This is a genomic window from Bartonella florencae, from assembly GCF_000312525.1.
GTDB lineage: Bacteria > Pseudomonadota > Alphaproteobacteria > Rhizobiales > Rhizobiaceae > Bartonella > Bartonella florencae.
In genome coordinates, this window is the sequence record NZ_HE997454.1 from 127,747 (window position 1) to 142,032 (window position 14,286).

General features: G+C 37.6%; 9 protein-coding genes and 1 pseudogene. 3 read left to right on the forward strand and 7 right to left on the reverse strand.

The genetic code is table 11. The annotated features are described in order from the left end of the window. Positions 1–80 precede the first annotated feature (80 nt). The 5 genes and pseudogenes from guaA to BN202_RS07315 form a co-directional block, all read right to left on the reverse strand. The gene (gene guaA, locus BN202_RS07295) at positions 81–1,637 is read right to left on the reverse strand and encodes a glutamine-hydrolyzing GMP synthase (RefSeq protein ID WP_034987817.1); all 1,557 of its coding nucleotides are present in this window, start codon (positions 1,635–1,637) and stop codon (positions 81–83) included. Between the two features lie 121 nt (positions 1,638–1,758). Further along, positions 1,759–3,045, reverse strand: a complete 1,287-nt coding sequence (locus tag BN202_RS07300; protein WP_019219976.1) for an RsmB/NOP family class I SAM-dependent RNA methyltransferase — start codon at positions 3,043–3,045, stop codon at positions 1,759–1,761. Between the two features lie 745 nt (positions 3,046–3,790). Continuing rightward, positions 3,791–5,290, reverse strand: a complete 1,500-nt coding sequence (gene guaB, locus BN202_RS07305) for an IMP dehydrogenase (protein WP_019219978.1) — start codon at positions 5,288–5,290, stop codon at positions 3,791–3,793. Between the two features lie 145 nt (positions 5,291–5,435). After that, a pseudogene (locus BN202_RS07310) lies at positions 5,436–7,006 on the reverse strand (phospholipase D-like domain-containing protein). Positions 7,007–7,429: 423 nt separating this feature from the next. Further along, positions 7,430–8,815 carry a sigma-54-dependent transcriptional regulator gene (locus BN202_RS07315; protein WP_019219979.1) on the reverse strand — a complete coding sequence of 462 codons (1,386 nt, stop codon included), beginning with the start codon at positions 8,813–8,815 and terminating at the stop codon, positions 7,430–7,432. Positions 8,816–9,069: 254 nt separating this feature from the next. Here BN202_RS07315 and omp10 point away from each other — a divergent pair, with 254 nt between their 5' ends. Further along, positions 9,070–9,429, forward strand: a complete 360-nt coding sequence (gene omp10 / locus BN202_RS07320; RefSeq protein WP_019219980.1) for an outer membrane lipoprotein Omp10 — start codon at positions 9,070–9,072, stop codon at positions 9,427–9,429. A gap of 226 nt (positions 9,430–9,655) precedes the next feature. Here the strand turns inward: omp10 and BN202_RS07325 are convergent, their stop codons facing one another. Together BN202_RS07325 and BN202_RS07330 are read right to left on the reverse strand one after the other, a co-directional pair. Next, complete coding sequence (locus tag BN202_RS07325; RefSeq protein ID WP_019219981.1) at positions 9,656–10,648, reverse strand: KpsF/GutQ family sugar-phosphate isomerase; 993 nt, start codon at positions 10,646–10,648, stop codon at positions 9,656–9,658. A 39-nt stretch (positions 10,649–10,687) separates the two neighbouring features. Then, entirely contained in the window at positions 10,688–11,599 is a 912-nt protein-coding gene (locus BN202_RS07330) for a UTP--glucose-1-phosphate uridylyltransferase (RefSeq protein ID WP_034987774.1), read from the reverse strand. A gap of 253 nt (positions 11,600–11,852) precedes the next feature. On the opposite strand from BN202_RS07330, the gene BN202_RS07335 reads away from it, so the two are divergent. Both BN202_RS07335 and BN202_RS07340 read left to right on the forward strand, forming a co-directional pair. After that, positions 11,853–13,118, forward strand: a complete 1,266-nt coding sequence (locus BN202_RS07335; protein WP_019219983.1) for a lytic murein transglycosylase — start codon at positions 11,853–11,855, stop codon at positions 13,116–13,118. Between the two features lie 59 nt (positions 13,119–13,177). Beyond that, on the forward strand, positions 13,178–14,191 hold the full coding sequence (locus BN202_RS07340; protein WP_034987823.1) for an SGNH/GDSL hydrolase family protein: 1,014 nt from the start codon (positions 13,178–13,180) through the stop codon (positions 14,189–14,191). Positions 14,192–14,286 lie beyond the last annotated feature (95 nt).

A 14,286-nucleotide genomic window follows, 5' to 3' on the forward strand; every position in this document is an offset into this window, starting at 1 on the left:
GTTATCTCATAGATAAGATGATGAATAGCTCTTACTTCTTTGATCAGATGTACGGCTGTAAGGATTGTACTTTATTTTCATCATTCCCATTCAATGGTACCAGGAGGTTTTGAAGTTATATCATAAACAACACGATTAATACCTTTCACTTCATTAATAATACGCGCTGCTGTTTTGCTTAAAAACTCCATATCATAGTGATAAAAATCAGCAGTCATTCCATCTACAGATGTGACCGCACGAAGAGCACAAACAAATTCATAAGTACGACCATCACCCATCACACCGACAGTCTGAACAGGAAGAAGAACAGCAAAAGCTTGCCAAATTTTATCATAAAGACCAGATTTACGGATTTCATCAAGATAAATGGCATCTGCTTCGCGTAAAATCTCTAATTTTTCACGTGTAATTGCTCCTGGACAACGAATTGCAAGACCAGGACCTGGAAAAGGATGACGGCTAATAAACTGCTCAGGTAACCCTAACTCCCTCCCTAGCGAGCGAACCTCATCCTTAAAAAGCTCACGCAACGGTTCTACAAGTTTCATATTCATCTGTTCTGGCAAGCCACCTACATTATGATGGCTTTTAATTGTGACCGATCCACCAATTGCTGAAACACTCTCAATGACATCTGGATACAGTGTACCCTGTGCTAAAAATTCTGCTCCCCCCATCTTTTTTGTTTCTTCTTCAAAAACTTCAATAAAAAGACGCCCTATTGTTTTGCGCTTTTTCTCTGGATCTGTCTCTCCTTCTAGAGCACTGAGAAATATGTTAGCAGCATTCACATGAATAAGTTCTATATTATAATGATCACGAAAAAGCGTGAGAACTTCTTTAGCTTCATTCTTGCGCATCAACCCATGGTCTACAAAAATACATGTTAGTTGATCCCCTATTGCTTCATGAAGGAGTACAGCAACAACGGAGGAATCAACACCACCGGAAAGACCACAAATCACACGACTTTTTCCAACTTTTTGCCGTATCGCCGCAATAGCCTGTTCACGATAAGAAGCCATTGACCAATCACCTTTAAGACCAGAAATCTTATGAACAAAATTTTGCAAAAGTTTTGCACCATTGGGTGTATGAACCACTTCAGGATGAAACTGCACTGCGTAAAAGTGTCTTTTTTCATCAGCAATAGCAGCATAGGGCGCACCTTTGGATGTTCCTATGACGCGAAAACCTTCTGGTAAAGCTGTTACACGATCACCATGACTCATCCATACTTGATAACAAGAACCTTTTTCCCACACACCATCAAAAAGTGCACTCTCTTCTTCCACCTCTAAAAAAGCCCGTCCAAATTCACGCTCATGTCCAGCTTCAACTTTTCCACCAAGCTGCACACACATCACTTGTTCACCATAACAAATACCAAGAACTGGAATACCTAGTTCAAAAATTTCCATCGGAAGACGTGGCGAATCCTCATCAATCACTGAATAGGGACTGCCTGACAAAATAATAGCTTTAGGTCTTATCCTCTGAACAGCTTCTAAAGCGGATTGAAAAGGAACAATTTCGGAGTACACATCCATTGCGCGTACTCTACGTGCAATAAGTTGTGTCACTTGTGAACCAAAATCAATAATAAGAACAGTGTCTAGATGTGATATGCTCATGGAAAACCAATCAACAATTGTAAAAGAAAACCAATAAGGTTTATTATTTAATCTTTCTCTTTTCACAAGTCTATTTTCTTAAGAAAAAAGCTATTCTTATAGAATAATATAAAAATATGTATTAATGTTTTTTTTGTAACACAGATAAAAAGAAACCATCTGTTTTTGTCGTTGCTGGCGATAAGATGAGTCCGTAATTTGAAAAGGTGGGTTGTACATTGGAAAGACTAAAATGTTTCTGCCAAAGTGCACGCATATCGATTGGACAAAAATTGCTATTCTGTTGAAGAAAATGAGAAATTTGCTCCTCGTTTTCATCCACAAAAAGAGAACATGTGATATAGATTAAGTGCCCATTTTGTTTAAGATAATCTATAGACTCATTTAAAATAGTTCTTTGTGCACTCTGGCGTTGTCTTACCTGTTCTAATGTTAAACGCCATTTTGCATCAGGACGTCGACGCCATGTTCCTGTACCACTACATGGTGCATCTAACAGAACTCTATCCATCTGACCTACTAACGGCTTCAATTCTTCTTTCTGCGCCCGTATCTGTACATTACGAACACCAGCACGGCGAAGACGATCAAAAATAGGAGCCAAGCGCGCTTTCTCTAAATCATAAGCATAAATTTGCCCACGATTGTTCATATTGGCAGATAAAGCTAATGTCTTTCCTCCAGCACCTGCACAATAATCCAATACCTGCATGCTTTCCCTTGCTTCTGCAAGATGCGCAACAATTTGCGACCCTAAATCCTGTATTTCAAAGTGCCCTTTTTGAAAAGCTGGTTCAACTTGAACATTGGGATGACGACCAAATTTTTCACTTGGTGCAATTCTTAAGGCTTGGCGGAACCATGACAGAGATTGAAGTTTGGTTTTGGCTAATTCCTGCAAAACCTTTTCTGGTGTTGCCTTTAAAATATTGACTCGTAAATCTAAAGAAGGGCGTGTTGCTAACGCAGCTGCTTCGATGACCCAATTATCGGAAAATACAGGACGCAAATGCACTTCACACCATTGGGGAATATCACCACGAACATAATCTGGTGCATCAACTAATTGCCGTCTTTGCCATGATTGACGTTGCTTGTTCCCCAATAACTGCGGCGCAAACCGATCTCCTGCTAATTCACTGTCAATTTGTTCAATCGTCATTTTTCCAGTATCCAATAAGGCACCGAAAACAATCTCTCGAATATCATCACTCTCCATACGCCATTGTAAAGAATAACGTCGTCTTAAAACATCATAAACAATTGTACCAATTGCGGCACGATCACCTGCTCCAGCAAAACGATGAGAAAGCCCCCAATCTTTTAAAGCTTCTCCTACGGGGCGATGCCGAATTTCTATCTCTTTTAGAACATCTATTGCTGCCTGCAAACGCCCACCTAATCGCATCCATTGCTCCTATTAAATTTCCATAAAGTTTTGAACATTTTAAGCAAAAAACAGTATTATCTCTGTCATTTTCCAATAGAATTCTTTCAAAATTATTGGACATGTGACTTGAAAACCAAATAATTTTATTACTTACGCTTTTTAGTGTATCGAAATTATATCACTGATCTATTCTCTATTTGCTATCTTTTCTTCTTCTAAAAGATATTAAATCCTCCTTGAGATGAAAGAATAGGTTATCATCCATAAAGATTCCCTTCCAGTCATGTGTTATGTAAAAACCATTAAACTTCTCATTACTGTGTAAAACGGGAGAAAAACGCATCTTATTCCCAACAAAATATTAACTTTTTAGAAAATACTTGGAACCACTATTTGGCATGACCGTTTTTATCCTACTGGCTGTAAGCCAGATAATTTAAAAGGAGAAAATAATGAATACTTACAATAATGGGAAAACACCTTCATCTAAAAGCCGTCACAATACAATGCCCTCAAACAATGGAAAGAAATCCATGCAAGGTGATCAGGCTAACACTCGCCAACGTGCGTCAAAGTCGGCTCGGAAGACAACAAAAGGTTAATTCCCTTAATTTCATATAACCCACGGAAAGAATTGGAATATTAGCCTCCAATTCTTTCTTCCTTGCAATTATACACCAAAGCACAAAGAGAAAAATGATAACCTGCTCGCATTTTCTCAAAAGATTCTTATATCATATATAGATTTCTACGCTCTTATACATCAAATAGGCCGGCGATAATTAGGACTCTCCCGCGTGATAGAAACATCATGGGTATGACTTTCATGGAGCCCAGCATTGGTGATACGAACAAATGTCGCTTTTTCACGAAACTCTACAAGGTCTTTCGCTCCAACATAGCCCATTGAAGCACGCAATCCACCAGCAAGTTGGTGTAGAACAGATGCTATAGGACCTTTATAAGCCACTTGTCCTTCTACACCTTCAGGCACCAATTTAAGTTCATCACGCACTTCATCTTGAAAATAGCGATCTGCCGATCCCCTTGCCATAGCACCAACAGACCCCATACCGCGATAGGCTTTAAAAGACCGCCCTTGATAAAGATAAACTTCTCCGGGACTTTCATCTGTACCAGCTAAAAGAGATCCAATCATAACTGCACAAGCACCACCAGCCAAAGCTTTAGCAAAATCACCCGAAGCTTTGATCCCACCATCAGCGATGACAGGAATACCTGCCTTTTCAGCAATTTCTGCAGCATTCATAATGGCTGCTAGTTGAGGCACACCAACCCCTGCAACAATTCGTGTTGTACAAATAGAACCAGGGCCAATACCAACCTTTACCGAATCTGCACCACTATCAATCAATGCCTGCGTTGCTTGAGAAGTCGCTACATTACCAGCAATAACAACTGGAGAGGGTGTCATTTTTTTTATTCGCTCAACGGTTTCTAATACACGTTGAGAATGCCCATGCGCTGTATCAATTACCAATACATCAACACCTGCATCAATGAGTCGTTCAGCCCGTTCAATCCCATCATTTCCTACACTACTGGCAGCTCCAACACGCAAGCGGCCTTGAGAATCTTTCGCCGCATTTGGATTTAATTTTGCTTTTTCAATATCCTTAACTGTTATTAAGCCAACACAGCGATTTTGCTCATCCACAACTAATAATTTTTCTATACGGTGATGATGTAAAAGATACTTCGCCTCACTGAGTTGAACATTTTCACGCACTGTGATCAAATTTTCATGGGTCATTAATTCATAAATTTTTTGTTTTGGATCCGATGCAAAACGCACATCTCTATTGGTCAAAATGCCAACGAGCCGTCCAGCAGTCTCACCTTTAACACCATTTTCAACAACCGGAATACCCGAAATACCATGAGAGCGCATTAAAGCTTTTGCTTCTTCAAGTGTTGCATCTGGTCCAATTGTTACTGGATTAACAACCATACCAGATTCAAATTTTTTAACCTGACGAACTTCTTCAGCTTGCTCTGCAGGAGACATATTACGATGAATAACACCAAGTCCACCTGCTTGAGCCATAGCAATTGCCAAACGTGATTCTGTTACAGTATCCATGGCAGCAGAAAGCAAAGGCAAATTTAGCTGAATATCAGCAGCAATACGCGTTCTCAAATCTACTTGGCTAGGCATAACAAGAGAATGACTAGGCTGTAAGAGCACATCATCAAAAGTCAATGCCAATACACCTGTCCCCGTTTCAACAATCTTTGCCATTACCAAATTCCTTTTATAACAAAACACCGCATGTAGTTTTATCAACTGCGGTTTTCACACGTTGTGGATTGGCACAAAATTATGCCACGCTACAAAAAAATGAAAAGAAAAATTAAAATAATTTTCAAAATATAGTTTATAAGACCTATAATTGTGATTCAATAGGTAACCAACTTATTATTTTAGCAAATGCACGGCGCCAAAAATTGCTTTCTGGCTCATAATCAATGCTATGCTGTTTTTCATTTTCAATAAAATCCCAATAAATACGATTATTATTACCAAGACGGAGATGATAACTCATTTCACCCGTTGTTTCTTCAGAAAAAAGCAAATCTAATCTTGCTGTAATCGGTGCACACTCAAAAAGAATGCCCATTTCTGTATTCAACGCAACAGATCTGGGATCAAAGTTTAAAGACCCAATAAAAGCGGTTTTACGATCGACTAAAAAAGCTTTGGTATGTAAACTTGCTTTACTTGAGCGAAATAATCTTAGTCCGTGCGCATTTCCGTCTGGTTTTAACTCATAAAGCTTAACACCATTTTTCAATAGTGTTTTACGATATGGTGCATAACCACCATGCACAAGTGCCACATCAGTTGCTGCTAATGAATTCGTAAGAATTTTGACATCAACACCCTTTGAAACCAAATTGCGAAGATTCTGTGTACCCACTTTACCAGGAACAAAATAAGGCGACGTAATTTGGACTGTTTTTTTGGCATCATCAATAACCTGTGAGAGGGCCTTCATGAGCCAATTTCCTGCTTTTTTGCGTAATGCTTTTTCTGGAGGATCAGAAAGAACAACAACTTTATCTGCTAAAAATAATCGCTTTCCTCTCTCGACAAAATAATCAAAATTAATATGCTCTTTGACATAGTCTAGATAAACTTTTGCAGCTTTAGAATCACGAAATTTTCGTAATTTATCCTTCCAATAACCAAGGTCGCTTGCACTTTTAGGAACAACTAAAGTATGAATAGGCAAAACGACAGCGCTATTCCAAAAGTCATCAAAAATGCTTTCCACATTTTTAACCGAAGGACCAATTAACATCAAATCTAAATCTCTAAAATGCGATTCATCACCAGCATCAAAATAAGAATCTGCAAGATTGCGTCCTCCTACAAAAGCTACTCGGCCATCCACAATAAAAGCTTTATTATGCATCCTGCGTGTTACAGTAATTGCGCGCAAGATAATCTCTAAACCACGGCGTAATCCCCACTTACGTGATCGCCCTGGATTAAACATTCTTACCTCAATATAGGGATGTTTATCCAGCGCAATATAAGCTGGATCACGTGCTTGAGCATTAATATCATCTAAAAGAAGACGCACCCGAACACCACGATCTGCTGCCTCTACTATTTCACTTAATAATAAGCGCCCTGTTAAATCATCATCCCAAATATAATACATAAGATCAAGGCTACGCCCAGCCTGTGCTGCTCCTATCGCACGAACACAAAATGCATCCAAATTGCTAATGATGAGTGAAAGAGCGTCTTTTTCAACTCCTAATCCACCTGTTTCTTCTGCCAATTGATTTACTATACGATCAAGCTTGGTTTCATCTTTCTCAACAGTTAATGCATAAGAACACTCTCCCCTAGCATTTTTCATAAAACGCCCATATGTGTAAATAGCCAACATAGAGGAAACAAAAAAAAGATAATAAAACCGATAATAATCTGTAACAGAGTCAAAGAGGACAAACTTTCCATTTTTCAAGCCATTGCACCATTCGTAATACGAACCACAATATTAAAATAATGATACTATCTTTACCATTGCAACAGACAGAATGTCATCTTTTGCTTAAAAGAATATAAACTTAATATCAATGATTTCAAAATTTTAGTTTCACTGCTAAAAGCATAAAATCATCTCTCATCTTAAATGAACGTAAACTCAGATAAAGTTGTAAAGACGAAAAAGAAAGAGTATTGAAAATGACTCCATTAAATGGAACCGACATTTTTTAAATTACCTTCAACAGTTAAGATCTCCAATACACAATACTTCTTTACTTCTTTTAAAAGCCTACAACCATCTACGGCATGTATTAAAAGCCACCATACTTTAATTTTGAAAATTATGCTTCCATAGATGAAGATTTATCATAGATTTTATTTCCATTCTTGGCTTTTTCTTGCTCTCAATCCCTCTAGTTTCCTATAAAGTGTAGAGCGACCAATATGAAGACGGCGAGCAATCTCACTCATATGCCCTTTATAATGTTTAACCGCTTTCTCGATAATATCATTTTCCATCTCCGTAAAAGTTCGAACATGACCATCAGCATCTAAAAACTGTATCGACTTTTGTTCATGATCTTCTTGAACATCACTCTCAATAATATTGGGGATATTTATGAATGGATTCCCCATTAATTGGGGAAAATCCCGTACAGTCAACAATGGTCCCTCACTGAGTAAAACCGCACGAAACAAAACATTTTCAAGTTCGTTCCGATTACCAGGCCAATCATACTGCATAAGCAATGAAAGAGCTGATCCTGCTAAACCATGTATATGCGATCGTCCCGTTTCGATAACGATACGGTCAATCAAACGTTGCGTGAGCTCTGAAAAATCATCTCTTAATTCACGCAAAGCAGGAACACTGATCGATAATTGAGAAAGTTGTTCAAACAAACTACGCGAAAAACAACCTTCTTTAACAAGATCTAAAAGCCGTGATGCTGAAATAGCCATAATACGAAAGGAAGGAGAATTGGTCTTTGTGTTCTTCGCCCTCTCTTCAAGATAACTAGCGAAACGCTTTTGCTGTATAGGCTCGAGACGCTCAACATCACAAAGGCATAGTGTGCTTTTTTCAAGAGAAGAAACTAGTGGTAGAAATTCTTTAAACCACTGGCGATCTTCTTCCTCTGGATCTATGATAGCTGAACATTGGAAGCGAATAAAAGTCCCCTCCGATAACAAACTCTCATGATGAATAATGCGCGCTAATGTTTCGCGACCAGTACCACCTTCACCTTCTATCAAAAGATTCTGTAAAGAAGCCGCTGCACTCCTAGACTGTTCTAGAACTCTCTGCATAGCCTTGCTTTTTATGCAAAGATCAGAAAATCGCAAATGATTCTCATTTTTGCGCCGAATATAGCTCACCTCACGCTCCAATGCAGAAAGAAGAGAAAGAGTATCCAAAGTGACCCTTAACCGTAGCGGTGTAACCGGATAAATCCAATAATCAATAGCTCCAGCTGTTAAAGCTTTCTGGAGTAACTCTTGATTCTCTTGTTGTGCTATCACAACAATAGGAATAAAAACACCAGCAACTCTAATCATTTTAATCAAATCACCCACACTCAGATCACTCATAGCAACATCAAGGAGTGCAAGAACAATATTTTTACGTCTGTGTAAAAGATCAATCGTACGCAGGCCATTTTCTGCTTCAATGACACGGTGACCAAAACCTCGGAGCATAGCAGAAAGCTCTATACGTCTTCCATAATCTTCACTCGCAACAAGAATGGGACCAGTCATAATTTTAATAATCTCCTTTGAGACTACTAAACAGCTTAATATAAAAATTGTTGTAAACCATAAGAAATATTTACCTCTTGTGTTTTATCTACTAACTTCATAAAGCTGTTAATTAAATACAACATTAAGGCTTTTTTTTCTATTGTTTTGCTTTTTCATTGATTCTCATCAAATTTTTCATCTTGACTCAGCGAGTAATTTAACAATGTTATAGAGATCAGAGAGAAAAATATCATAAATTTAGAGCAAAACAAATGAAACACATCTGTCGCATTTTATGTCTTACAATTACCACTTTGCTATTAAGTGCCTGTAGCTTTTCGCAATATTATGGTTCAAATATGCCGGCTAGAATCGATGGTAAATGGATCGATGAAAACGGTATTATTTCTTCTTTTCGCGAAGGTATTTTTGAAACACATGCTGCAGATACAGAAGAGAAACTGTCAGAAGGCACCTATAATTATGTTAGTGCCCAGCATATAGAAATTGAAATACGTTCCATTCTCCGTGGAACAATCTCTAAAGTGAGTTGTATGATATCACAAGACGCAACACAGCTTCTCTGCACATCATATACAGGATCACAATTTTTTCTTAAGAGAAAATTTTAATAGCTTCTCTTAGAAATATAGTAAATCTACATATCGGGAGGTATAAATTCTCCTCCTGATGAATTTCGCTCCCACAATACACAAAAACATTGACACAATCCTCTACCAGAAAAATTTGCAAACGCCATGAAATGCGTAAAGCTACTATTCCAATAAAATTTTGCTTTTTTGTTATTGAATCTATTTTATCATGGAATCAAATTTGATCTTATATAGGCATTTGTATTTACGCAGCGCCAATACGCAAAAGATCATGAAAATGAACAATACCTATGGGTTTTTTATCCTCAACGACAAAAAAAGCACCAATATGGTGATCATTAATAAATGCTGTTGCAGCACCAACCAATGTATTTGGTTCTACAATTTTGGGGTTTTTTGTCATTATTTCATCAACATTAAATTGCGATAAATTAAAGTGTATATTACGTGCAAGATCGCCATCGGTCACAATTCCGATTAATTCCCCTTTTTGATTTACAACACCAACACAACCAAAATGTTTTTCAACCAAAACATTCATCGCTTCAGTCATGGTTGTCCCCTGCACAACTAAAGGAATACGATCGCCCCCATGCATGATATCACGTACATATTTTAGGCTTGCACCAAGAGAACCACCCGGATGATAAATTTTGAAATCCATTGCACTAAATCCACGTATTTCTAGGAGAGCAACAGCTAATGCATCTCCCATCGCTAATTGCATAATGGTTGAAGTTGTAGGAGCAAGTCCGTGAGGACAAGCTTCTTCTATCTTTGGCAACAAAAGTACAATATCAGCTTGTCTTCCTAGTACGGAGTTTTCACCAGATGTCATAGCAATAAGTGATATACGAAAACGCGCAGCATGATTGATAATACCACTTAATTCCAAAGTTTCACCTGACCATGATAAGGCAAGAATAACATCATCAGATCCAATCATACCAAGATCACCATGATTAGCTTCCGCAGCGTGAACAAAAAAAGCAGGTGTCCCAGTGGAGGCTAAGGTCGCTGCAATTTTTGTACCTATGTGTCCACTCTTCCCGAGGCCTGTAATTACCACATGACCACGAGCATTTCTGATGGTTTGTACAGCAGCTTCAAAAGAAGAAGAAAGGCTCCCAAGAAGAGCGGCCTCAAGGGCTTCAAGCCCTTGCTTTTCACTGACAAGAGTTTTAAACGCCGAAGCAACGGCACCCTGTAAAGGCGTATGAGGAGACTGTATTATCATAATTAAATTTGATAAATGAAATTAAACATGAGATCTATATCATTTCTCAATTTTAATAATTTCTAGTAAATTTTTTAATGAAGCAGAAACTTGGCTATGCATATCAGCACGTGCTAAAGAAAATGCAACGTTGGCTTCAATAAAACCAACTTTAGAACCACAATCAAATGTGCGCCCCTCTAATCGGAAACCAAAAAATTTTTGTTCATTTGAAAGCCGGACCATTGCATCTGTCAATTGAATTTCATTCCCTGCTCCTCGCTCCTGATTAGAGAGAATATTAAAAATTTCTGGTTGCAAAATATAACGCCCATTAATGTACAGATTTGAGGGTGCTGTTCCTTTGATTGGTTTTTCTACCATTGTTGTGATTTTAAAACCGTTTGCAACCTTCTCTCCTTGTCCAACAATACCATAATTATGCGCTTCTTTTGGATCACACTCTTGAACCGCGACAATATTTCCTCCACCGATTTCTTCATAAAGACTGATCATCTCAGAAAGGCATCCCTTTTTTGCTTGTATGAGCATATCGGGTAACAATAAAGCAAAAGGCTCACTTCCAACTAATTCACGTGCACACCAAAGAGCATGCCCTAACCCTAAAGGCTGTTGTTGTCGCGTAAAAGAAGTGGTACCTGGTGGAGGCTGCAAACCATATAAATGCTTCAGTTCTTCTTTTCTACCACGTTCAGCAAGAGTTGCATATAATTCAACTTGCGCATCAAAATAATCCTCAATGACTGCTTTATTGCGTCCAGTCACAAAAATAAAATGCTCAATACCAGCTTCACGTGCTTCGTCCACAACATATTGGATAACAGGTTTATCAACAACTGTCAGCATTTCTTTAGGAACTGCTTTTGTTGCAGGAAGAAAACGTGTACCAAGGCCAGCTACGGGAAATACTGCTTTCCGGATTTTACGCGCGCTCACTCTCCTGCTCCTCATGAATCATATAAATTTCTGATTTAATTTAACATATGCTTTTACCAAATAGTAAAAAAGATATCTTATTATTTTGATTGCCATTATAATGGACAGAAAAGAAATGCAAGAGTATGATAATTTATTGAGAATATTCCTGTAAAATAAAGAATTCGTTTCAACGTTTCTTTTCCGCTTGGTGACATTCTCAATAAAACAAAATAAAGAATGAGACCTTTGCACATAAAAATACTTGAATATTGAGGAGAATTTTTAAATGCAAAACACAAAATCTAAAATTTTCTCTTCTTCAAAAGAATCCGTAAATAGGAAAGCTTTTATCAGAGGTTTAATCACTCTTTTTTGTATCTTTTGCATATTTTCTATATCATTTTTACATGCTGATAGTGGTTTTAAAGTTTGGATTAAAGAATTTAAAAAAACAGCTCTCGCCAATAATATTTCATCCTCTACTTTTGATATAGCTTTTAAAGGCATCAATGCAATTGATCCAGAAGTTTTAAAAAGAGCTGCACACCAGCCAGAATTTGTTGATCCTTCATGGAACTATTTCGATAATCGTGTTCATGATATTGCAATTGTGGAAGGACAGCGCCAAGCTCAAAAATGGAAAAAATGGCTTTCCCAGATTGAAAAACGTTTTGGTGTTGATCGCAATATCCTTCTCGCTATTTGGTCAATGGAAAGTAATTATGGGAAAATTTTAACAAATAAAGGTGTAATGCGTGATACCATTTGCTCACTTGCAACCCTAGCCTATGCTGATAAAAAACGTGCAAAATATGCGCACACTCAACTGATTGCTGCGATGAAAATTCTCCAAAGGAATGAAATTACACGTACACAACTTACTGGATCTTGGGCCGGTGCAATGGGACATACGCAATTTATTCCAAGCAGTTATCTTGCTTATGGCATTGACATGAACGGAGATGGACGGCGTGATATTTGGACATCTGTTCCAGATGCTTTGGCTACCGCTGCTAATCTTCTCCATATGAATGGTTGGCAGACTAAACTTCCTTGGGGAGTAGAAGTTAAACTGCTGAAAGGTAAAAACTTCCCTGAGAATTGGCATTCCTTTGAACAATGGGCAAAGCTAGGTATCAAACAGGCCAATGGACAACCTTTGCCTTCATCCTCTGAACAAGCAATATTAAAATATCCAGATGGACCAGAAGGACCTGTGTTTTTAGTTACAAAAAACTTTTTTGTTCTTAAACGCTATAATAATGCAGATCGTTATGCTCTCGCTGTCGGCCTTCTTGCTAACCGCATTGCTGGACATCCTGGATTGGTTCAAGATTGGCAACGCCCATTTCAACCTCTTAACTTTCGTGAGCGTAAAGAATTGCAAACTCGCTTAGCTATACTTGGCTATTATAAAGGAGAAATTGACGGAAAAATTGGTAGCGCCTCTCAAAAAGCAATTAAAGCTTTTCAACTGCGCCATGGCTTAACAGCAAATGGATATCCAAACCATGAAATTCTCTCTTTGCTAAGAAAAAATAATTTGGAGTAAAATGTTTGTCTCATTCTCGCTCAATATATTTGATTTTCTTGCTTTTTTCTTTCTTTGCCATGGGAAGCATATACCCTTCTCCAAGTCATGCAACAAACTTTTTTAAATGGTTGTCACAACGTAACCAACAAGTGCAACCACCACAACAATTACAAACTATAGAACAAAAAAGATACAAACCCCCAAAAAAGATTGTCACACAAAAAGCTGTAGAAAAACTAAAAAAAGAGAATGCAAAACGCGTTCTTATCATGGGAGATTTTGTTGCTTCTGCTCTTGCGGATGCACTCAAAAAGCTTTTTATTGATAATACCGATATTATTATCATAAATGATACAATCCCAAATTCTGGTTTAGTTAGAACTGATCTCATTTCTTGGCAAAGCATTATTTCTCAATACATTGATAAAAATAAAGCTGATGCTCTTGTCATAGTAATCGGCGCAAATGATAATCAATCAATCACAACGCCTTATGGTATATTTAGTACAGCTCAGCCAGAATGGTTTAACATTTACAAACAAAGAATTATCGAAATTGTTGAGACCCTTCACAATTCAGGAAAACCATGGATATGGATGGGCCAACCTGCTTTTGAAAATGATAATTTGACACAAAAAATGAAAATTTTTAATGCGCTCTACAAACAAGCAACAGAAAAAGCAGGAGGGTATTTCGTTGATATCTGGAACGGCTTTACTGATGAACAAGGTCAATTTTCTTTTTCAGGCTATGATACAAATGGGAAGATCATGAGATTGCGCACGCATGATGGTATCAATTTTACATCTGCAGGAAAGAGAAAACTTGCTTCTTATTTAGAAAAAAAATTAGAAAATATTTTAAATCTTCATACATTCTCCCAAGAAAATCTACTTTTACTCAATGGCAACACTCCACTCGTTCCACAAAAACCAAATAATATTGTGCGCCAATTGCCTATGAGCCTCGATGACATAGCACAAAAAAATACCCGCCTATTGGACAAAATAGAGCAAAATTTCATAAAAAAGTTATGGTCGCCTGCAAATGGACATCAAAAAGACCGTGCTGATAATTTTTCTTTCCCTTGATGTCTTTTAAAATATTTCACAAATTTAAAAACTCTATTGTATACCAACAATTCATTGATTTATAATGATAATTTATTATTATTCATACCAAATGA